This is a genomic window from Paraburkholderia antibiotica (assembly GCF_012927125.1).
GTDB classification, from domain to species: domain Bacteria; phylum Pseudomonadota; class Gammaproteobacteria; order Burkholderiales; family Burkholderiaceae; genus Paraburkholderia; species Paraburkholderia antibiotica.
This window is the reverse complement of sequence record NZ_JABBFZ010000002.1, coordinates 626056-647191: the sequence shown is the minus strand read 5'-3', so window position 1 is coordinate 647191 and position 21136 is coordinate 626056. Positions and strand designations below refer to the sequence as shown.

The following is a 21136-nucleotide window of genomic DNA, read 5'->3' as shown; positions in this document are numbered from 1 at the left end:
ATGGAACCGCTCGGCTATATCCCGCCCGCCGAGGCTGAGGCAAACTACTCCAGGCAACTCAGAAATGCCGATGACGTGCCCGCATTAACTTAAACCAACCGGCCTCCACCATTCCCGGTGCGGTTCAGTCTGGCGGGAAGAATGGGTAGGATCATGGGTAGGGGACGGCCCGTAACGGTGGGAGTCGCACCTGGCGGGGTTTTCCGGGCGGCGGTTGGCGTCTGCTGCCTTCCGCCAAATAAGCGTTCGGTTTTTCATTGACGCCTCTTCCGGCCACTAAAAAAAACACACCCACCCCAACTGGTGTAGGGTAGTCACGGCATCACCGACAGGAGAGCAACCATGTGCCGTTGGCTCGCTTATACCGGCAATCCGCTTCAGCTCGAAACCGTGCTGTTCAACGCCCGCCATTCGCTGATCGATCAGAGCCTGCATTCGCGGCTTGGTCACACTACCACCAATGGCGACGGTTTCGGCATCGGCTGGTACGGACATCCGACCGACATTCCATACCGCTATCGCTGCATTCAGCCCGCGTGGAGCGATCGCAATCTACGTGAGGCCGCGCGCGCGATTCGCTCGCCGCTGTTCGTCGCGCACGTGCGCGCGGCGACCGATACGCCATCGCAGGAAACCAACTGTCATCCGTTTCGCTATGGCCGGTGGCTGTTCGCGCACAATGGGCTGGTGCGCAATTATCCAGCGCTGCGCCGCGATCTGATGGTGGCGATCAAGCCCGATCTGTTTCCGTCCATCGAAGGCTCGACCGATTCCGAGGTGCTGTTTTTTCTCGCGCTGACTTTCGGGCTGGAGCTTGCGCCCGTCACTGCGCTCGAACGGATGGTCGCCTTCGTCGAAGCGACCGGCCGCGAGCATGGTGTCGACGAGCCGCTGAACATGACCGTGTGCGCGACCGACGGCGAGCAGATCATCGCCGTGCGTTATTCCAGCGAAGGACAATCGCGCTCGCTATTTCACAGCACGTCGTTTCATCATCTGCACGAGTTGTATCCCGACGATCCGCGCATCGAGATGGCCGGCGAGAACGCATTCCTCGTCCTGTCCGAGCCGCTGTCGGATTTGCCGGAGTGGTGGCAGGAGATTCCCGAGAGTACGGCGGTGGTCGCGCGCGGCGGCGAGATCGAGCAGTATGCGTTCAAGCCGCAACTGCAATGAACTGGGTGATCGGTTCGCTGCAAAGTGGCGGGCCGATCATTGCCGTCGTTCAAAAGAAGAGGGGGATTAAGCCAACGGCGGCAACAGCGCCGCCAGCAATCGCCGCAACTGCGCCGACTCGGCCGGTGTCAATCTCGCCGTGAGAATGCGCTCGACCTGTTCGACGCGCGGCCGCAAGGTCGCGAGCTGCTTCTTGCCGGCGCAGGTGAGAAACAGCACGTAACTGCGCTTGTCGACAGGATCGTCGTCGCGCTCGATCAGGCCATTGCGAACCATCCGCGCGACGAGATCGGCGATCGTCGAACGATCCACGTCGAGTTGGTCTCCGAGTTGCCGCTGACTGACGCCAGGCGTCCCGTGCAATACCTCGAGCGCCGCATACTGGACGCTCGTGATTTCCGCGGAGACTTCGCTGAGCCACACGGCTGCGTGGCGCTGTTGGGCGCGGCGCACCAGGCTGCCGGTAAATTGCGGGAGCGCGCCAGCGTCTTCAGGTTTGATCGGCAATTTCGGAGTGTCCGATTTCAGGTGGCGGATTTCGGGTGGTTCAACGCGCGCGAAGAATGGGCCGGAAGAAGGCGCTCAGCTCCTCATACGCGTTCAATGGAAGCACATGGGCCACGAACTGGTCGGGACGTACCACGACGAGTGCGCCACGTTCGCGATCGATGCCGCGCGCGTCGAAGATATCAGCCGTCGCGTCGCTCGTAAATGCCTTTTCGTAGTCGATGAGACCGTAGCGTCCTTTGCGCGGCAGCAGGAACGCGGGCAGGTCCTGCAGACGCACCTCGCGATGCGGCTGCTGCAACACGGCGCGCAGATCGATGACGCTGTCCGCGTCGGCGTCCTTCGGCGTGACGAGTCGCAGGATCGAATCGGGCGAAGTGTCGAGATGCTCGCACAGCGCATCGAACTCGCGGCGCGACGCATCGGCGAAAGCGTACAGGCGCCAGCGGCCGTCGGCTTGCGCCGCGTGGCCGAGGTGGAACGGCTTGGCATCCGCGAGACGCACGACCGGCGCCGAATGAAAGCGCACGCCGATCGTAAAGCCTTTCGCGAGCGCCTGATGCGTCGCTTCGCCGATCAACGCGCCCGGCCGGTAACGCGTGGCGATACCCGCGGTGTAGCGGCCGGCGCGCACGAAATACGCCTGCAATTCCGCGGGATCGACGCCGCCGGCTTCGGGGCGGTTCGGATCCTTCGGCGGCGCGGCCATCATCGCCGACCACTCCTTGTCGAAATCGATCAGCTCCTGCGCGATCGGCTGGCGTTCGTCCGAATACGTGCGCAGCAGGCTGACGTCGCTGCGTCCTTCCAGCACCGCGCCGAGCTTCCAGCCGAGATTGAAGCCGTCCTGCATCGACACGTTCATGCCCTGGCCGGCCTTGGCGCTATGCGTATGGCAGGCATCGCCGGCGATGAACACGCGCGGTTCGCGACGGTTGCCGTCGGCCGCGATCGCGTCGTCGAAGCGGTCGGTGAGGCGTTGGCCCACTTCGTACACCGAGAACCACGCGACTTCCTTCACGTCGAGCGTGTACGGATGGAGGATGCGCTGCGCCGTTTCGATGATGCGATCGACGGTGATCTGCTTGATGCTGTCGCGGTTCTCCGGCGTGACATCGCCGAGGTCGACGTAGAAGCGCACCAGGTAGCCGCCTTCACGCGGAATGATCAGCAGATTGCCCTTGCTCGCGGACTGGATCGCCGCTTTCAGACGGATGTCCGGGAAGTCGCTGACGGCCAGCGCATCCATCACGCCCCACGCGTGGTTCGCAGCGTCGCCGCGCAGCGTTTGTCCGATCGCGCCGCGCACACGGCTGCGCGCGCCGTCGCAACCGACCACGTAGCGCGCCCGCACGCTCACGGTCTGATCGTGCCGCGCCGGATCGGTCGGCCGCAACGTGACGAGCAGCGGATATTCATGGGTGTCGTCGCGCTGCACGTCGACGAATTCGAGTCCGTAGTCCGGCTCGACGCGTCGCGCGGAGCGGCGCATGTGATCGAGCAGATAGTCCTGCAAACGCGCCTGATTGACGATGACGTGCGGGAATTCCGACAGACCTGGTTCGGTGTCCAGAACACGTCCGGTGCGGTGGATCGCATCGCGGTTCTGCGCGTCGGGGCGCCAGAAAACAGTCTCATTGACCCAATAGGCTTCGCGCAGCAGACGGTCGCTCAGGCCGAACGCATTGAACATCTCGACGGTCCGGCACGCGACGCCATCCGCCTGGCCGAGCTGCAACGGTCCATCGCGACGCTCGACAATGCGCGTGCTGATCGACGGGAATTGCGACAGTTGCGCCGCGAGCACGAGTCCCGCAGGGCCGCTGCCGATGATCAGCACGTCGACCGTGTCGGGCATCTGCGCGGCATGCGTGCTGCTCGCGGCGGGTTCGATGGTGGGGTCGCCCACACGGAAACCGTTGAGATGAAACTGCATGACGTACTCCTCCGTAATCTGGATATCTCTTGAAGCGAAATATACTCCGTACACCAACTATATTGGAAGCACTCGCTAATGGAGGTTTACCCTGATCGTGGAAGGGGGATGACGGCGCTGCCCCGGCAACGCCGCCTTTGAATTACAGCCGTATTTCAGTCGCTTGGAAACGGACGGCGCGGACTGCCCGTCGCTTGCCTGCCGACTAACTCATCTTCAACACCACCCGGAAACGCGCGTGGCCGCTCATCATCCGGTCGAAGGCCTGGGCCGCGTCGGCGAGCGCGAACTCTTCAATCATCGGCTTCACGCCGCTGAGCGCGCTGAACGCGAGCGTGTCCTGCGAATCGGCCGAGGTGCCGGACGGCCAGCCTTGCACCGAGTTGCGTCCCATGATGAATTGCGCGATCGGCACTTCGACCGGCTCCTCCGAAATGCCGACCATCACGAGCTTGCCGTTCAGGCCGAGACCGCCGAGCGTGGCGCTCATCGCCTTGCCGCTCGTCACCGTGGCGAGAATCAGTTTCGCGCCGCCCAGCGCCTGCAGCGCCTCGGCGACGTTCTCCGTTTTGCTGTCGATGTAATGATGCGCGCCCAACTGCTTCGCGAGCGGCGCCTTGTCCTGGCCGCGCGCGATCGCCACGGTGCGAAAGCCCATCTTGCGCGCGAACTGCACGCCGAGATGACCGAGTCCGCCGATGCCGAGAATCGCGACCACGTCGCCGGCGCGCGCGCCGCTATTGCGTATCGCGTTGAAGGTCGTAATGCCGGCGCACAGCAGCGGCGCGGCGTCGACATCGGACAGATCGTCGGGAATGCGCGCCAACGCTTCGATCGGCGCGACCATGTATTGAGCGTAACCGCCGTCGTAGCTGATGCCGGGGATCAGCGCGTATTTGCACAGCACGAAGTCGCCCTGGCGGCAGTGTTCGCATTTGCCGCAATGTCCACCATGCCAGCCGACGCCGACACGCTGACCGACCTGCCAGCCTTCGACCCCCGCGCCGACGCTATCGATCACGCCGGCGATCTCGTGTCCGGGCACGCGCGGATAAGTCAGACCTGGCCACATGCCTTCCTTGGTCAATACGTCGCTATGGCAGATGCCGCATGCCTGAATTTTGATGAGCACGTGACCTTCGCCCGGCTCGGGTACGTCGCGCTCGACGAGGTCGAGCGGACCGCCGGCCTGTTTCACCTCGACGGCTTTCATTTTGCGCATGATGTTCTTCCTTTCCAGTGGTAAACGGGGCAAGAGGGGAACACGGGCCGCGCGCGTGGTTCAGGGTCGAGCGTGACAACGGGCACAGCCTCGGGCAGAACCCCTGCATGATAGTCCGCGCCTGAACGGCTCGCCAGAAAGATGCTGGCATCCGGATGCCGCGAAACGATGACATCCGATGTAATTGGCGCGTGGCGACGCCACGCCTACTCTTCGGTCACCGCGCCGTCGAACCGATGGCGCACACCTCAAGGAGCGCTACCATGTCCCACTATCCGGTTCACACGATCGAATCCGCACCCGCACAATCGCAACCCGTGCTCGAGCAATTGCGGCAGACGTTCGGGCTGATTCCGAACATCGCGGCCACGATGGCGGCGTCGCCAGTGCTGATCAACGGCTTCATCGGTCTGTTCGGGCGCGTGCATGCGAGCAGTCTGACGGAGGAGCAGATTCAGACGCTGTTGCTCACCAACGCCGTCACGAACGCGAGCGAATGGGCGGTCGCGTTTCATTCCGCGCTGGCGTTGAAGGAGGGTGTGCGCCGCGTCGATGTCGACGCGATGCGCAACGGCGTGTCACCCGACGACGCGAAGCTCGGCGCGCTGTCGACGCTCGCGCGCACGCTGATCGAAAAGCGCGGCCGCGTGAGCGCGGAAGATCGGCAACGCTTCGTCGCGGCCGGATTCAGCGCGGAGCAGTTGCTCGAAGTGATTGCCGTGGTCGCCGCGTCGACGATCACGAACTACACCGGCAGCGTGACCGAGCCGCCGCTCGAACCGCTGTTTGCGGAATTCGCGTGGCGGGCGCCCACGCGCTGAAGCCGGTTGAAGAAGGAGAGACGATGAACGCGACGCGTGACGATCGGAAAGGGCACGCCAATGAACTGGGCGATCTGCTGCGCTACTGGCGCGATGTGCGTGGCGTGAGTCAGCTCGATCTGTCGCTCGAGGCCGGCATCTCGCAGCGTCAGATCAGCTTCATCGAAAGCGGACGCAGCGTGCCGGGCCGCGACACGCTGCTGACGCTTGCGCAAACGCTCGACGTCCCGCTGCGCGAACGCAACGCGCTGCTGCTCGCCGCGGGTTACGCGCCGGTCTATTCGGAGGCGCCGTGGAATGCGCAGGAAATGCACGGCGTGGTGCGCGCGCTCGAACGGGTGGTGCGCCAGCACGACCCATTTCCGGCACTCGTGATGGACCGCGACTGGAACGTGCTGATGAGCAACGATGCGGCGCCGCGCTTTTTCAATTGCTTCATCGATATGGCTGCGCGTGATGGGCCGCGCAACGTGCTGCATCTGATCTTCGATCCGCACGGCATGCGTCCGTTCGTGGCCGATTGGGAGACGGTCGCGCGCAGCTTGCTGCAACGGGTGTATCGCGAGTCGGTCGGACATGTGATCGGCGACAGCACGAAGCGTCTGCTCGACGAATTGCTGGCGTATCCGGATGTGCCGCGCGACTGGAAAGCACATCACGGCTCGTCCGCTTCATCCACTTCGCCCGCGCTGCCGGTCATTCCGCTCGGCTTCATCAGCGAAGGAAAAGTGCTGCGCTATTTCTCGATGGTGTCGACGGTCGGCACGCCGCAGAACATCGCCGCGCAGGAGCTGCGCGTCGAATGCATGTTCCCCGCCGACGACGAGACCGAAGCGCGCCATTCGCAATTGCTGGCGGCGCATGCGACGGCGCGCTAACGGTGTCGTATTTTTTGGGCCGTTCTAACAGACGCGTGACACATGCTATGGTTAGCGCTTTCGACAATACGTCACGCGGAGAACATCATGACCGCCTATCAGGGCGAGTTGATCGGCGATCATCCGTCGATCGCGGAGGCGCGTCGGCTGATTGGCCGGATCGCGCAGAGCCGGGTCAGAAGCGTGCTGATTTATGGGGAGACGGGAACCGGCAAGGGACTCGTCGCGCGCATGCTGCATCAGCAATCGCAGCGCGCACAGAAGGCTTTTATCGATCTGAACTGCGCGGCGATACCAGCCGAACTGGTGGAGTCGGAACTGTTCGGTCACGAGAAGGGCGCGTTTACCGGCGCGGCCGCGAAGAAGAGCGGCCTCATCGAGGCAGCCAATGGAGGCACCGTTTTTCTCGATGAGATTCGTGAGATGGATCTCGTACTGCAAGCCAAGCTGCTGAGTCTGCTCGATACGACGCGTTTCCGGCGTGTGGGTGCGGTGGAGCCGATCGAGGTCGACGTGCGTTTCGTCGCGGCTACCAATAAGATCCTGCTCAACGAAGTGAAGAGCGGGCGCTTTCGCGAAGATCTTTACTATCGTCTTCAGGTCGTTTCAATCAACCTGCCGCCGCTGCGCGAGCGGGGCGACGATATCTTCATTCTCACCGAGCAGTTCATCCGCAAGTTCAATGCGCGCTACGAGCGCGCCATTGTCGGACTGGATCCGGAGGTCGAGAACATCTTTCGTCTTTATCCGTGGCCGGGCAATGTGCGCGAACTCGAGAACCTGCTCGAACGGATCTTCGTGCTGGAAGACGAGAACCGTATTCTCGTCAAACATCTGCCGCAACGTATTACGCGAGAAACCGTGCAGCCTCGACCCGAAACGCTGCCGGCCGAAGCGGATGAACAGACGGAGAGTGAGACCGGCGAGGCGAGCGGTCTATCATTTTATGAGGCAACCGCGCAATTCCAGCGCGAGCTGATTCAGTCGACGCTCGCGCGTACCAACGGCAATCAGGGTATGGCCGCGCGCGAGCTGGGTTTGTCGCGGCATGCGTTGCGGCATCAGATGTCGAAGCTCGGGAGCAGTTGAGCGTCGTCGCTGCGAACGGCCTCGGCGCGTGCGCGGTCAATCGGGGCCAATCGGGGCCAATCGCCGTCACGGCGAAGCCGCGATTGCGAGCCGAAGCTCCCGGTAGGCACTTACCAGCGCATCGAGATTGAACGCGCGATTCAGTCCACTTGGATTCGGCAGTACCCACACACGCGCACCGCCGAAAGTCCCGCTCTGCAATCCCCATTCGATGTCGCGTTGACCGGATATCGCCGCCAGCGCCATCTTGCCGAGAAACGCGATATAGCGCGGCGCGTAGTGCTCGATTTTCTGTTCGAATTCGATCGCGGCCGCGCTGATCTCTTCTCGCGATAACTCATCGGCGCGCGCGGTCGGACGCGCGACCGCCGTCGTCAAACCGCAACCGTATTGAAGAAAACTGCGGTCGTCTTCGGGGCGAAGCTGCTCGGGCGTGAAACCCGCCAGATGCACGGCCCGCCAGAACCGGTTGCTTCTGCCTTCGAAATGATGACCGGCGAGAGCCGCGCGCACGCCCGGATTGATGCCGCAAAAAACCAGCGATAGACCCGGCGCAAGCACATCGGGAAGCGGGCGTGGCGAATCGGCGGGAGTCATGGACGGGGCGGACCTTTCGTGTCGTAGGTGCTATTGAACCGATGCGGCGAGCGGGACCACGCACGGCAATCGGCAAACGCGCAGCTTACCGTAACGTCGGCGCAACGCCGGTGTTGCGCCGGATGGGTTCGAGTGCGGCGATCCGCATGGTTTGCGCGTGAGCCGCGGCAATGCCGATTCACGACCTGTGCGCGTGACCCACGATCCGAGCAAATCCCACATGCGCGAATCGCACGCATGCCACGCTTTATCTGAGCGAAATCCACACATCAACTGCCCCGATAGGCCTCGCACGAGGCCCAAAACACGCAAAAACCCGCGAAAACCCCGTCAAACAGCGCTCTCCCCGCATGGCATAGGAGTTGCATTTAAGGTGCCGCGGCCACAGCCAGCCGCGACACACGACTCATTGCGGAGACGATCACATTCATGCGCGCACTCAAAATCATCTGCCCTAACGGGCATCTGGGTTTCGCCCCGTTACGCGCGGGCAGCTTTCACCTCGGCGTGGCCGAGAAGCCGGACTACATCGCGGCCGATTCCGGCAGCGACGACGTCGGCCCCGTTCCGCTCGGCTCGGACATTTCGACGAGCCCGCGAGCCTGGCAGTACCACGACCTCGAAGAGATGCTGCTCGCGTCGCGCAAGCTCGGCGTGCCAATGATTATCGGCTCGGCGGGCGACACCGGTTCGAATAGCCGCGTCGATCTATACGTGCGGATGATCGCCGAGATTGCGAGCAAGCACCGGCTCGAGAAGTTTCGCGTGGGCTACTTCTATTCGGAAGTGGACAAGGAGTACCTGCGCCGCAAGTTGCGGGCGGGAGAAACCATCGCCGGTCTCGATGGTTTCGACGATCTCGTCGAGGCCGAGCTCGATGCGACCGACCGCATCGTCGCGATGGCGGGCGTGCATCCGTACCTCGAACTGCTGCGCCAGGGCGCCGACGTGATCATCGGCGGACGCAGCTCGGATGCCGCGCTGTTCGCGGCGCCGGCACTGCATCACGGCTTTGCCGCCGATAACGCGTACTACCTCGGCAAGGTGCTCGAATGCGCGTCGTTTTGCGCCGAGCCTTATGGCGGCAAGGAAACGGTGCTCGGCGAGATTTCGCACGACGGCGTGAAGGTGACCGCGATGCTGCCCGCGCAGCGCTGCACGATTGCGTCGGTGGCAGGCCACGCGATGTACGAACGCTCGGACCCGTTCGGCGAGTTCTTCGCGGGCGGCAAGCTCGACATGACCGAGTGCCGTTACGAGCAGCTCACCGAACGCACGACCCGCGTGACCGGCTCGCGCTTCATTCCGTCGGAGAAGATTCATGTGAAGCTCGAAGGCTCGGGCAAGGTCGGCGAGCGCTATGTCGGCATCTGCGGGATTCGCGATCCCTATACGATCGCCAACGTCGATCGCGTGATTGCGTGGGCGCGCGAACAGGTCGAGGCGCGTTTCGGTGCGACCGGCTACGGTCTGCACTACAAGGTGTATGGCCGCGACGGCGTGATGGGCGAACTCGAACCGTTGCGCGACCATCCTTCTCACGAACTGTGCGTGCTCGTGCAGGGCGTTGCGCCGACCCGCGAAATGGCCGAGGAAATCACGCTGACCGGTCTTCGGCAGATGTTTTATGCGCGGCTCGAAGACGTGAAGGGCACGGCGGGCTCGGTGTCGTTTCCGCTCGACGAGGTGCTGCACGCGAGCCCCGATTACCGCTGGACGCTCAACCATACCGTGGCCGTCGACAATGCCATGGAGCTTTTCCCCACTCATCTGACCGAAGCAGGCGTCTGACGCGGAGCGACATGCCATGGCAAACCGAAAACTGAGCGAACTCGCCAAGACCATCCGCAGCAAGAACGCGGGGGTCAATAAAATTACCTTCGATATTATTTTTCGCGAGCGCGAAACGTACGAACATGTGAAGGCGTCGCGCGTGCTGACCCGCGAAAGCGTCGCCGCGTTGTACCGGATCGCGCCCGCGCGGATCTCCGACTTCGTCGAATACGATCCGGGCCTCGCGATCAAATTCACGATCTTTCGCCTGAAGCCGAGCGGTTCCGCGGGCGACGGCGATATCTTCGGCGCCCAGCAATACGCGCCGTTGCTCGATATCGCTGTGCCGCTCTGAGCGGTAAGTTTGGCAAGCGTGGCACAGGCGGCGAAGCAGGCTTTCGCCGCACGGCGCGCACGGCAGTGCAGTGAAGTGAGGCGCTTTCATGAACCAGCGGGCACCGGCAAGCACCCGTGGGTACCTGAAAGCGCCCTAACCGCGGTACCCAGAACAACACGCTGAACCATTCAGCACGGAGACAGAAATTGAGGACATTGACGCGCGTTGCCGTGATGCTGACGGTCGCGGCGGGAATCGTTCCGCTTCAGGCGCGGGCCGGGCAGGACATCCGCGTCGGCTATACGCTCGACGCGCTGACCATGGACCCCGGCAACTACCGCAAGCGGGAAACCGAGGTGATTCTCGACAACATGCACGATGGCCTGTTGACGAGCGACGGTCACGCGCATGTGATTCCGCAACTGGCCGCTTCGTGGAAGCAGATCGACGCGACCACCTACGACTTCACGCTGCGGCACGGCGTGAAGTTTCACGACGGCGAACCGATGACCGCGGCCGACGTCAAGTTCACCTTCGACCGCCTGAGCCAGGTCGGTGCGCTCGACGGCCAGACGAGTCCGCGCGCGGGTTTGCTCGGTCCGCTGAAGCAGGTCGAGATCGTCGATAAGGACACCGTGCGCTTCATCCTCGCGCGACCGTGGCCGAGTTTTCTGGCGATGCTGCCGTTTCAGTCGGTGGTGAGCCGGAAATTCGTCGACACGGTGCACACCGCCGGAATGGCGACGAAGGAAAACGGCACCGGTCCGTTCCGGCTCGTCGCATGGAATCGCGACGAGTCGATCGTGATGGACCGTTTCGATCGCTATTACGGCGGCGCGACGCCGCCGCTCGGCGCCGCGAAAGCGTCGCGGGTGATCTTCGAGATCATTCCGGAGAGCGCGTCGCGGGTTGCCGCGCTACTCGCCGGCAGCGTCGATCTGATCAACGATCTGCCCGCGCACAGCATCAAGGAAGTCGAAGCGAACAAGGACACGAAGGTGGTCACGGTCAACGGCACGCGCACCTTCTTCGTCGCGCTCAACAACACGAAGCCGCCTTTCAACGATCCGCGCGTGCGTCGCGCCGCCAACTACGCGATCGACAGAAAGCTCGTGATCGACAGGATCCTCGCGGGCACCGCGATTCCGCTGAACGGCCCGCTCAGTCCCGACGCGTTCGGCTTCAATCCGCAGCTGCCCGCGTACGACTACGACACCGCCAAAGCAAAGCGGCTGCTCGCTGAAGCGGGCTATCCGTACGGCGTCGACGCAACGCTCGATGTGGAAGGCGCGTTCGAGGACCAGGGCGAGGTGATCGCGTCGCTGCTGACGAAGGTCGGCATTCGCACCCGGGTGGCGGTCGGCGAGGGCTCGGTGCTCAAGGCGAAATGGAGTTCGAAGGATAAGGGCGGCGGCGATATGTGGTTCACCTCGTGGGGTGACGCGGGCCTCGACCCCGAAGGTATCGTCAATCCGACCTTGACGACGGGCGGGCGCGGCAACGCGGCCGGCTATTCGAACCCGCAAGTCGACAGGCTGCTGACGGCGGCGTCGAGCGAAGTCGATCCGGCGAGGCGCGCCGAGTTGTACCGGCAGGCGCAGACGCTCGTCAACGCCGACGCGCCGTGGATCTTCCTGTGGCTGCCGCAGGACATCTATGGCGTCAACGCGCGGCTCAGAGGCTGGACGCCGAATGCCGATGGCCGCATCGATCTGCGCAACGCGTACGTCGAATAACGGCGCCGCGCTTCGCGCGCGGCGCCTGCCGTTTCGTCAATCCAACCGACGGCATGACCGTCAAAGGATTTGCCCATGAAATTCCAGAAACTCGTCGAGCGCCTGCTTCATCTCATACCGGTGCTGCTCGGCGTCAGCGTGATCGTGTTCGTGATGATGTCCACCACGCCCGGCGATCCGGTCAAGATCATGCTCGGCGACCAGAACGCCAGCGCCGCGCAGGAGGCCGCGTTGCGCCACGACATGGGGCTGGACCTGCCGCCCGTCGAGCGCTTCGGCCGCTTCCTGCTGAACTCCGCGCGCGGCAATTTCGGGCTCAGCTATTTTCATCGGCGGCCCGTGATCGACGTGATTTCCGAGCGTCTCCCCGCGACCATCGAGCTGACGCTCGCGGCGCTCGTCATCGCATTGATCGTCGCGATTCCGCTCGGCGTGCTCGCGGCGGTCAAACGCAATTCGCTGCTCGACAAGATCGCGACCGTGACCTCGCTGCTCGGCGTGTCGTTGCCCGGCTTCTGGTTCGGCATTCTGCTGCTGATCGTTTTCGCGGTGCATCTGCACATGCTGCCGATCTCCGGTCGCATCGGCTTTGATGTGACGGTCGCGCCGATTACCCGCTTCCTGCTGATCGACAGTCTGCTCGAAGGGAATTTCGCCGCGTTCTGGAATGCGCTGCGCCATCTGCTGCTGCCAGCCCTCACGCTCGGTTTGCCGATGGCGGCGATTCTGATGCGCGTCACGCGCACCGCGATGCTCGACGTGCTGCGCCAGGACTACATCACGTTCGCGGAGATCAAGGGCTTGAGCCGGCGACGCATCCTGTTCCGGCACGCGCTGAAGAACGCGCTGATTCCGACCCTGACGGTCGCCGCGATGGAAACCGGTTCGCTGCTCGGCGGCAACATGATCGTCGAGAGCGTGTTCGGCTGGCCGGGTCTCGGCCGGCTCGTCGTCGAAAGCATTTACGTGCGCGACTATCCGGTCGTGCAGACGGCGGTGCTGCTTTACGCGCTGATTTACGTGCTGCTCAACTTCGTCGCCGATCTGCTCTACACCATCGTGAATCCGAAGGTGCAACTATGAACACTGCCGACCTGATCCCGCTCGACGCCGCCGCGCCACGCCAGCGCGAACCCGACAAGTCGATCTTCATGCGCGGTCTGCAGCGCTTCATGCGCAACCGTCTCGCGCTCGCGGCGACGCTCGTCGTGCTGATGTTCGTCGCGATGGCGCTGTTCGCGCCGTGGCTCGCGCCGCACGATCCGACCGATGCCGATCTGTTGCGGCGGCTGCAACCGCCGGTATGGCTCGACGGCGGATCGTGGGCCTTTCCGTTGGGGTGCGACGGCCTCGGGCGCGACATCTTCTCGCGCATCATCTACGGCGCGCGCGTGTCGATCTTTATCGGCACTGCGGTGATTGTGCTCGCGACGGTGGCGGGCACGATCGCCGGTCTCGCGGCCGGTTATCTGCGCGGCTGGGTCGACACGGTGATTTCGCGCGTCGCCGACATCCTGCTCGGCTTTCCGTATCTGATCTTCGCGATCGGCCTGATGGCGACCACGGGTCCCGGCCTGCACAACATCATCCTCGCGCTCGCGTACAAGGAGTGGGTCGTGCCGTGCCGGCTGGTGCGCGCGGAAGCGCTCGCGGCGCGCGAAATCGAATACGTCGAGGCCGCGCGCGCGGTGGGCGCGTCGCAACTGCACATCATGCTGCGCGAAATCCTGCCGAACATTCTGTCGCCGGTGATGGTGATCTCGACGATCCGGATGGCGAGCGTGATCATCATGGAGGCGAGTCTTTCGTTTCTCGGTCTCGGCGTGCAGCCGCCGACCGCGTCGTGGGGATCGATGGTGGCCGCGGGCCGCGAGTTCATGCTCGACGCGTGGTGGGTCAGCACCTTTCCGGGCCTCGCGATCCTGCTCATCGTGCTCGCGATCAACCTGGCCAGCCAGGGATTGCGCGACGCCTTCGATCCGAGGTTCCACGAATGAACGCACACGGCACACTTCCCATGACGACGGACCATCCGCTGCCGACCGATCGAAGCGATGATGCGGCACAGCCGCGTGCCGACCCGCAGGCGTTGCTGCGCATTCGCGGGCTGCGCACCTGCTTCGATACCGCGAACGGCGTCGTGCGCGCGGTGGACGGCGTCGACCTCGACGTCTTCCCCGGCGAATGTCTCGGCGTGGTGGGCGAATCCGGCTCCGGCAAGAGCGTCACTTTTGCGAGCGTGATCGGACTCGTGCGCTCGCCGGGCCGCATCGAAGCGGGCAGCGTCGAATTCGGCGGACGCAATCTCGTCGGCATGGAGCGCAAGGAGCTCCGGCGTCTACGCGGCAAGGAGATCGCGATGACGATGCAGGACGCGCTGGCCGCGCTCAATCCCGCGCTGACGGTCGGCGAACAGTTGACCGAAGTGCTGTACGCGCACGACGACACGTTGCCCGCGCGTGGTCGCGCGCGCAAGACCGACGCGAACCGCAAGGCGATCGAGCTGATGCAGATGGTCGGCATTCCGTCCGCGCCGACGCGGCTGCGCGACTATCCTCACCAGTTCTCCGGCGGCATGCGTCAGCGGATCATGATTGCGATCGCGCTTGCCTGTCGCCCACGGCTGCTGATCGCCGACGAACCCACCACCGCGCTCGACGTGACGATCCAGGCGCAGGTGCTGGAGCTGATCGCGAGCCTGCGAAAGCAGCTCGGCATGAGCGTGGTGCTGATTACGCACGACCTTGGCGTGGTGGTCGAGCAATGCGATCGCGTCGCGGTCATGTACGCCGGACAAATCGTCGAGACCGGCACCGCGCGGCAGGTGATCGGCAATCCGCGCCATCCGTACACGCGCGGGTTGCTCGAATCGATTCCGCGCCTGTCCGATCCGCACGCGAAAATCCGGCCCATCGAAGGACAGGTGCCCGACCTCGTCGATCTGCCCGACGTGTGCCGTTTCTATACGCGCTGCCCGCAGCGCACCGAACGTTGCCGGACCTCGATCGACATGCACACGCTCGGCGATGGCCGTCGGGTGCGCTGCATCCTCGCGCAGGAGTGAACGCATGAACATGACAGATACGATGGAAGCGGCGCCGCTCGTCGAGGTTCGCGGCCTCGTCAAGCACTACGCGCACCGCACGGGACCGCTCGGTTGGTTGACTCGCAAAGCGGGCCGCACGGTGAGAGCGGTCAATCACGCGAGTTTCAGCATCGCGCGCGGTGAGACGCTTGGGCTGATCGGCGAAAGCGGCTGCGGCAAGAGCACGCTCGGGCGCGCGGTGTTGCGGCTTCACGAACCCACGGCGGGGAAGGTGCTGTTCGACGGTGTCGACATCACGTCGCTCGACGCGCGCGAACTCAAGCGCATGCGCGCGCGCATGCAGATCGTGTTTCAGGATCCGTATTCGTCGCTGAATCCGCGCAAGACGGTGGAGCAGATCGTGAGCTTGCCGCTGCAATTGCAGGGCGGCGTGCAGCCGCGCGAGATGCGCGATCGGGTGGCGTTCATGATCGAGAGCGTGGGGCTCAAGGCCGATCACCTGCGCCGCTATCCGCATCAGTTTTCGGGCGGACAGCGTCAGCGGATCGGTATCGCGCGGGCGCTGATCGCGAATCCGGCCTTTCTCGTCTGCGACGAACCGGTGTCCGCGCTCGACGTGTCGATTCAGGCTCAGGTCATTCAGCTACTCGAAAATCTGAAGCGCGAACGCGGCCTCACCTATCTGTTCATTTCGCACGATATCGGCGTGATCGGTTACGTGAGCAATCGCATTGCGGTGATGTACCTCGGCGAGATCGTCGAGACTGGTCCGTCGCGCAGCGTGCTGGAGAATCCCGCGCATCCTTATACGCAGGCGTTATTGTCGGCGGCGCCGCAGGTCGACGAACCCGAGCGCAAGCGCAATCGCATCGAACTTCGCGGCGAGTTGCCGTCACCGCTCGATCCGCCCGCCGGATGCAAATTTCATTCGCGCTGTCCTTATGCGCAGGAGATTTGCCGCAAGGTGGAACCGCGCGCGGTGGAGATCGGCGGCGGGCAGAGTGTGGCTTGTCATCTTTATCCGGTGGGGTTGTGAGGGAGTGGGTTAGGCGTGGCGGGCGGCGCGATACTCCGTCTCGCCGCCCCAGAAATGCATCCGCGATGTTGCTCTGGCTTTCGTGCGACGGGCGTGATGTGAAGCGTCAGAACCGCTCCACCACGTATTTAAACGGATAGTTCGACTCCTCATACCCGCCAGGTTTCTGCCGTTTCGGTAACATCACCTTCTTGCGATGAGGCGCCTTGTACGGAATCCTGCCGAGCAGATCGCTGATGACATTGAGCCGCGCGCGCCGCTTGTCGTTCGAATTCGCGATGTACCAGGAAGCGAATTCCGTGTCCGACGCCGCGATCATCGCATCGCGTGCGCGCGAATAGTCGTACCAGCGGCTATAGGATCGCAAGTCCATGTCGGTGAGTTTCCAGACCTTGCGGCCGTCATGGATGCGCGCTTCGAGGCGGCGCGTCTGTTCGTCGGAGCTGACTTCGAGCCAGTATTTGAGCAGGATGATCCCGGATTCGACGAGCGCCCGTTCGATCAGCGGTACGGCCTTGAAGAAGCTCTGCACGTCCTGTTCGGAGCAGAAGCCCATTACGCGCTCCACGCCCGAGCGGTTGTACCAGCTACGGTCGAAGATCACGACCTCTCCGGCAGCCGGGAAATGCGGCACGTAGCGTTGCATATACATCTGGCTCTTTTCTCGTTCGGTCGGCGCGGGCAACGCGACCACACGGAAGATACGCGGGCTGACGCGCTCGGTAATGGCCTTGATCGTGCCGCCTTTGCCCGCACCGTCGCGTCCTTCGAAGACGATGCAAACCTTGCTGCCCGTCTGCACGACCCATTCCTGCAATTTCACCAGTTCGACGTGCAACTGGAATAGCGCCTTGCGATACGCCTTATACGAGAGTGTGCCGTTTTCTGTTTTCGTGGGCTGCCCGTTTTCCGAATCGGTTCTGGCCATGCCTCTCTCCCCGCCGCGGACTGCGCGAACTCGTTTGCCGACGATCAATTTACAAAATAAGGCGCATCGAGCGGCGAGACCATACGACCTTGGTCCAATATCGTCGGCATACCGCGCGCTGTAAGCTGCATGCGTCTGCTCGTGCGTGCAGCGCCCAGTCGGGGTGTCCGGCCGCCACCTCTCATCCTCATGCCATCGACGCCGCCGGCTTCGCATTTCGCATATCGGCCGCGAGCTGGCCGTAAGACCAAGGTCCGATTCCGCCAATGTCTCCGGGTGACATCATGTAACCGGAGGCGTTGCAGTCGTCGTTCCATTGAATGAAACGTCGACGGTTCGTGGGCAGCAATGCCGCATTACCGTAAAGAAAAGCCGAGCCGTCCGGACAGCAGGATGCGCGAATCGTATCGTAACGAGAACGGAGGTCGACAGTGAACAGACGGAACTTTGTGCAAACGCTCGCGCTTTCAACCATGGCCGCGAGTCTGGTTTTGGCGGGTTGCACGACGACCCCCGGCAGCGGCAAGAGCCCGGAAACCGACGCGGCGAGACGCCAGGAAATCGACGCGGCCGTGGACGGTACGCTGTCGCGCCTCTTTAGCACGGTACAGGGTTCGAAAGAACTGCTGGCCAAGTCTCAGGGCGTGCTGGTGTTCCCCTCGGTGAAGAAGGCGGCGTTTATCGTGGGCGCCGAGTACGGTGAAGGGGCGTTGCGCGTGCACGGCGCGACAGTTGGCTATTACAGTACCGCGGCGGCGTCGTTCGGCTTGCAGGCCGGCGCGCAGTCGACCGCGGTGATCTTCCTCTTCATGACGCAGGAATCGCTCGAGAAATTCCGCAATTCGGCGGGCTGGTCGGTCGGCGGCGATGTGTCGGTTTCGCTGGTGAAGGTCGGCGCGAACGGCGCTATCGATACGACTTCGGCGTCCTCGCAGGTCGTCGCGCTGGTCTTGACCAATACCGGCTTGATGGCCGACCTCTCGCTGGCCGGCACCAAGGTCACGCGGCTCGATCTGTAACGGCGCGAGCACGGCAGGTCGGACCGCTGCCGGTCGTCGTCACGTGATAGCGTCTGCGAGGCCACGCCATGCTTTGGCGTGGCCTCGCGGCTTCGTTATCGCCATGCCACCCCGCAATGGTTCATCTGCCAAAGTGCTACGCCGCGTATCGAATCGGCATCGGCACATGCGATCCGTCGTGCGTTTGTCTGCGCAGGCTGCGTATATCGCCGTCTTTATGTCCTATCGGTGGCCGAGGAAAGCGAAAGCGGCGCGCCGGCATATCGATCCTTCCCGGAAAACGATAGCTTTTTCCACGCCGCTCAACAATAGCCTGGGCATAAAAACGCGGCATCATCGCATAAGCGCGTGGGTGATTCGCGCTAAATACCGTGCAAAAATGCGCTGGGCAACACGAATGAAAATCGCTCATCGCCGCTGGCGAATTAACGTGGCCGTTATCGGTATTTATCCTGATCCACCCTGTGAAAAACATTGATCTGGAACACTCATCCGTCCTGTCAGGATGCCAGAATTAATACGGGGATAGTACAAATCGGCCACCACCAAAGACGATTGCGGACGGCCGCCGCCGGGTCGGCTGTTTTGAACCACCCGAATGCGCTTATAGGGCGGCACCATTCGTGCGAATAGGTAACCGGTTAAAAAAGACCACGTAAATAGTGTCCTGAATGAGCGACCGATGTCGGAAATGGAAGGGTGCGTGTCAAACGCACACGAAGCCGCGGGCGGGAATTAATTTAACTGCCGGTAATTGATTTCTGATGGCCTATACTGCTTTCAGCCGCAAGCTTTGCGAAAGACGGATTGTGAAGGTAACGACGCGGTTCGAATCCCTGGGAATTGAAGACGTCGCAGTTGTTCAGAATCCGTTCGCATTGGACGCGGAGGTGCCAATGATTAATCTGATCGTGCACGGCAGACATCTTGCAATGGGCGTAGCGGACGCTTTAATGGCACTCTATGTACAGCGTCATATAGGCCACCCGGCCTCCTCCGAAGTCGGTACCTTACCTGTCAGCGATTCTTCCATCCACGGCACTTCCAGGCAATTCCCACTGTGGCATCTCCCGCTGCAGTCCGTTCGCGGGATCGCCGGCATGTCGATCCGCAATGGCACTCAGGACACGCGCGAGCGGGCGGGGCCGCCCACGTGGCGGGACTATCTCGTCGCGTGCGGATTATGGCTGCATGGCGGCCGCGATCGCCGTGACCGTCGCGTGCGCCGGCTTCTGAATGTGAGAACGCCGCTCAGGGACGCGCTCGAAATGTTGCCGGTGCCGATCGTTACCGTCGATCAACACGACCAGATCGTCTTCGTCAACGCGAGAGCCGCGCAGATGTTCGGCTATACGAAGGAAGAGCTGATCGGCGCATCGACGGGAATGCTGTTTCCGATCGACGGCATGAACGCCGGCCACGCGGGCCCGGCGGATCTTGGCGTGCCGACTGCGCATGCAACCGTGCAGATGCTGATCGCGCGGCGCCGCGACGGTGTCGGTTTTCCCGCCGAGGCCGAAACTACCCGTTGGCGCGTGCTCGATCAGGAATTGCAGATCACCGCGATCTCGGACTGCAGCGCTTGCGGCGAAGTCGATCGGAACCCGAAAGAACTCGCGCATCTCGCGCGCGTCTCCTCGATGGGCGAACTCGCCGGCTCGCTCGCGCACGAGTTGAAGCAGCCGCTTACTGCAATTCTGTTCAACGCGCAGGCCGCGCGCAAATTCATGGATTCGAAGACCGCCAATGCGGCGGAATTGCGCGAAGCACTCGAGGACATCGTCACGGACAATTGCCGCGCGAACGACGTGCTGCAAAAAATCCGCGCGCTCGTGCGCAAAGGCGACATCGAATTGCAGTTGCTGGACCTCGGCAACGTCGTGCGCGATATCGCGTTGCTCGTGCACAGCGATGCGTTGACGCGCGGCGTTCGCACGAGCTTCGACATCGCCGACAATCTGGCGCTGATTTGCGGCGACAAAGTGCAGATCCAGCAGGTCATCCTCAACCTGCTGCTCAACGCGTTCGACGCGGTCAAGGATTGCGCGCCGGCGGACCGGGTGGTCGAAACCTCGGTGCGCGAAGAGTCAGCCGATGTCGTGCGGATCACGGTGAAGGATCGCGGACAAGGTCTCGCCGCCGACAGCATCGAGAAAATTTTCCGGCCGTTTTTCACGACCAAAACGCAAGGACTCGGGCTCGGCCTGTCGATCAGCCGCACCATCGTCAGCGCGCATCGCGGCCGGCTGTGGGCGGAAAACAATGAGGACAAGGGCGCGTCGTTCCACGTCACGCTGCCGGTCGCGGCGGATATCCGACAGGGTCGCGTGTCGAGAGCGTCATGAACGAAACCGCCACTCGCGTATTCGTGGTCGACGACGACGAGAGCGTACGTGGCGCGCTGGCCCGTTTGCTACGCGTGTCGGGCTACCAGGTCGAATGCTTCGAGACGCCGCAGGCCTTTCTGGAGCGCGCCGATCTGACCGGCACGCCGGCCTGTCTGCTGCTCGATCTGCAAATGCCGGGTATGAGTGGGCTCGAAGTCCAGCGCAAACTCGACCAACTGCTGCCGATCGTCTTTCTGACCGGACATGGCGACGTCAGCTCCAGCGTGGACGCGATGAAAGGCGGTGCGCTCGATTTTCTGCCCAAGCCGCCGAGCGAATCCCAGTTGCTTGAAGCCGTCGACCGCGCGCTCAAACGCGCCTGCGAAGAAAGCCGGCGCCGTCGCGAACGCGCGGAAATCGAGGAGCGTATGACTCATCTGACGCGTCGCGAGCGGGAAGTGATGGAACTCGTCGTGACCGGCCGGCTGAACAAGCAGGTCGCGAGCGATCTCGGCGCGGCCGAGAAGACCATCAAGATCCATCGGGCCCGCGTGATGGAAAAGATGAAGGCGAGATCGATCGTCGAACTTGCCCGACTCATGCGCAAGGCCGGCATCCGCGCGGCCGACGAAGAATAATCGTTGCTTTCGCGCAAACGGCAATTCCTGCTTGTGCCCGGACGCTTTGAACGGTCGTTGCCAATACCGG

General features: G+C 63.0%; 20 protein-coding genes. 15 read left to right on the top strand and 5 right to left on the bottom strand.

Going from position 1 to position 21136, the window contains the following annotated elements; genetic code table 11:
* The first annotated feature begins 342 nt into the window (after nucleotides 1–342).
* A complete protein-coding gene (locus tag HHL14_RS06955; RefSeq protein WP_169496818.1) occupies nucleotides 343–1176 on the top strand; it encodes a class II glutamine amidotransferase in 834 nt (277 codons plus the stop codon).
* 66 nt (nucleotides 1177–1242) lie between these two features.
* On the opposite strand, the gene HHL14_RS06950 is transcribed toward HHL14_RS06955, so the two are convergent.
* From HHL14_RS06950 to HHL14_RS06940, 3 genes are all read right to left on the bottom strand, one after another.
* Nucleotides 1243–1683 carry a MarR family winged helix-turn-helix transcriptional regulator gene (locus HHL14_RS06950; RefSeq protein ID WP_169496817.1) on the bottom strand — a complete coding sequence of 147 codons (441 nt, stop codon included), beginning with the start codon at nucleotides 1681–1683 and terminating at the stop codon, nucleotides 1243–1245.
* 40 nt (nucleotides 1684–1723) lie between these two features.
* Complete coding sequence (locus tag HHL14_RS06945; protein ID WP_169496816.1) at nucleotides 1724–3619, bottom strand: FAD-binding monooxygenase; 1896 nt, start codon at nucleotides 3617–3619, stop codon at nucleotides 1724–1726.
* 205 nt (nucleotides 3620–3824) lie between these two features.
* Nucleotides 3825–4841, bottom strand: coding sequence for an alcohol dehydrogenase (locus HHL14_RS06940; RefSeq protein ID WP_169496815.1), 1017 nt, complete (start codon nucleotides 4839–4841; stop codon nucleotides 3825–3827).
* 263 nt (nucleotides 4842–5104) lie between these two features.
* Between HHL14_RS06940 and HHL14_RS06935 the strand changes: the two genes are divergently transcribed.
* The 3 genes from HHL14_RS06935 (at nucleotide 5105) to HHL14_RS06925 (ending at nucleotide 7629) form a co-directional block, all read left to right on the top strand.
* Nucleotides 5105–5662, top strand: coding sequence for a carboxymuconolactone decarboxylase family protein (locus HHL14_RS06935; RefSeq protein ID WP_169496814.1), 558 nt, complete (start codon nucleotides 5105–5107; stop codon nucleotides 5660–5662).
* 23 nt (nucleotides 5663–5685) lie between these two features.
* On the top strand, nucleotides 5686–6540 hold the full coding sequence (locus tag HHL14_RS06930; RefSeq protein WP_169496813.1) for a helix-turn-helix domain-containing protein: 855 nt from the start codon (nucleotides 5686–5688) through the stop codon (nucleotides 6538–6540).
* A gap of 87 nt (nucleotides 6541–6627) precedes the next feature.
* Nucleotides 6628–7629, top strand: coding sequence for a sigma-54 interaction domain-containing protein (locus tag HHL14_RS06925; RefSeq protein ID WP_169496812.1), 1002 nt, complete (start codon nucleotides 6628–6630; stop codon nucleotides 7627–7629).
* A 66-nt stretch (nucleotides 7630–7695) separates the two neighbouring features.
* On the opposite strand, the gene mug is transcribed toward HHL14_RS06925, so the two are convergent.
* Entirely contained in the window at nucleotides 7696–8226 is a 531-nt protein-coding gene (gene mug / locus HHL14_RS06920) for a G/U mismatch-specific DNA glycosylase (RefSeq protein ID WP_169496811.1), read from the bottom strand.
* Between the two features lie 429 nt (nucleotides 8227–8655).
* Here mug and HHL14_RS06915 point away from each other — a divergent pair, with 429 nt between their 5' ends.
* The 7 genes from HHL14_RS06915 to HHL14_RS06885 all read left to right on the top strand — a co-directional run bounded on the left by HHL14_RS06915 (nucleotide 8656) and on the right by HHL14_RS06885 (nucleotide 16154).
* Nucleotides 8656–10017, top strand: coding sequence for an acyclic terpene utilization AtuA family protein (locus HHL14_RS06915; protein ID WP_169496810.1), 1362 nt, complete (start codon nucleotides 8656–8658; stop codon nucleotides 10015–10017).
* Nucleotides 10018–10033: 16 nt separating this feature from the next.
* Nucleotides 10034–10354 carry a DUF4387 domain-containing protein gene (locus HHL14_RS06910; protein ID WP_169496809.1) on the top strand — a complete coding sequence of 107 codons (321 nt, stop codon included), beginning with the start codon at nucleotides 10034–10036 and terminating at the stop codon, nucleotides 10352–10354.
* Between the two features lie 188 nt (nucleotides 10355–10542).
* Nucleotides 10543–12072: an ABC transporter substrate-binding protein gene (locus tag HHL14_RS06905; RefSeq protein WP_206002217.1), complete on the top strand. Its 1530-nt coding sequence runs from the start codon at nucleotides 10543–10545 to the stop codon at nucleotides 12070–12072.
* Between the two features lie 75 nt (nucleotides 12073–12147).
* Complete coding sequence (locus tag HHL14_RS06900; protein WP_169496808.1) at nucleotides 12148–13155, top strand: ABC transporter permease; 1008 nt, start codon at nucleotides 12148–12150, stop codon at nucleotides 13153–13155.
* Nucleotides 13152–14069, top strand: coding sequence for an ABC transporter permease (locus HHL14_RS06895; RefSeq protein WP_169496807.1), 918 nt, complete (start codon nucleotides 13152–13154; stop codon nucleotides 14067–14069). Before HHL14_RS06900 ends, HHL14_RS06895 begins: the two co-directional genes overlap by 4 nt.
* 20 nt (nucleotides 14070–14089) lie before the next feature.
* On the top strand, nucleotides 14090–15136 hold the full coding sequence (locus HHL14_RS06890; protein ID WP_169496806.1) for an ABC transporter ATP-binding protein: 1047 nt from the start codon (nucleotides 14090–14092) through the stop codon (nucleotides 15134–15136).
* A 4-nt stretch (nucleotides 15137–15140) separates the two neighbouring features.
* A complete protein-coding gene (locus HHL14_RS06885; protein ID WP_329601623.1) occupies nucleotides 15141–16154 on the top strand; it encodes a dipeptide ABC transporter ATP-binding protein in 1014 nt (337 codons plus the stop codon).
* Nucleotides 16155–16260: 106 nt separating this feature from the next.
* Here HHL14_RS06885 and ppk2 read toward each other — a convergent pair whose 3' ends face one another.
* A complete protein-coding gene (ppk2, locus tag HHL14_RS06880; RefSeq protein WP_169496804.1) occupies nucleotides 16261–17082 on the bottom strand; it encodes a polyphosphate kinase 2 in 822 nt (273 codons plus the stop codon).
* Between the two features lie 431 nt (nucleotides 17083–17513).
* Here ppk2 and HHL14_RS06875 point away from each other — a divergent pair, with 431 nt between their 5' ends.
* The 4 genes from HHL14_RS06875 to HHL14_RS06860 all read left to right on the top strand — a co-directional run bounded on the left by HHL14_RS06875 (nucleotide 17514) and on the right by HHL14_RS06860 (nucleotide 21066).
* The gene (locus tag HHL14_RS06875; RefSeq protein WP_407945263.1) at nucleotides 17514–18101 is read left to right on the top strand and encodes a BPSL1445 family SYLF domain-containing lipoprotein; all 588 of its coding nucleotides are present in this window, start codon (nucleotides 17514–17516) and stop codon (nucleotides 18099–18101) included.
* 166 nt (nucleotides 18102–18267) lie between these two features.
* A complete protein-coding gene (locus tag HHL14_RS06870) occupies nucleotides 18268–18579 on the top strand; it encodes a hypothetical protein (protein ID WP_169496802.1) in 312 nt (103 codons plus the stop codon).
* 622 nt (nucleotides 18580–19201) lie between these two features.
* Nucleotides 19202–20446 (top strand): PAS domain-containing sensor histidine kinase, encoded by a 1245-nt coding sequence (locus HHL14_RS06865; RefSeq protein WP_230412939.1) that lies wholly within the window; start codon nucleotides 19202–19204, stop codon nucleotides 20444–20446.
* Nucleotides 20443–21066 carry a response regulator transcription factor gene (locus HHL14_RS06860; RefSeq protein WP_169496800.1) on the top strand — a complete coding sequence of 208 codons (624 nt, stop codon included), beginning with the start codon at nucleotides 20443–20445 and terminating at the stop codon, nucleotides 21064–21066. The genes HHL14_RS06865 and HHL14_RS06860 overlap by 4 nt, the downstream gene beginning before the upstream one ends.
* Nucleotides 21067–21136: the final 70 nt, after the last annotated feature.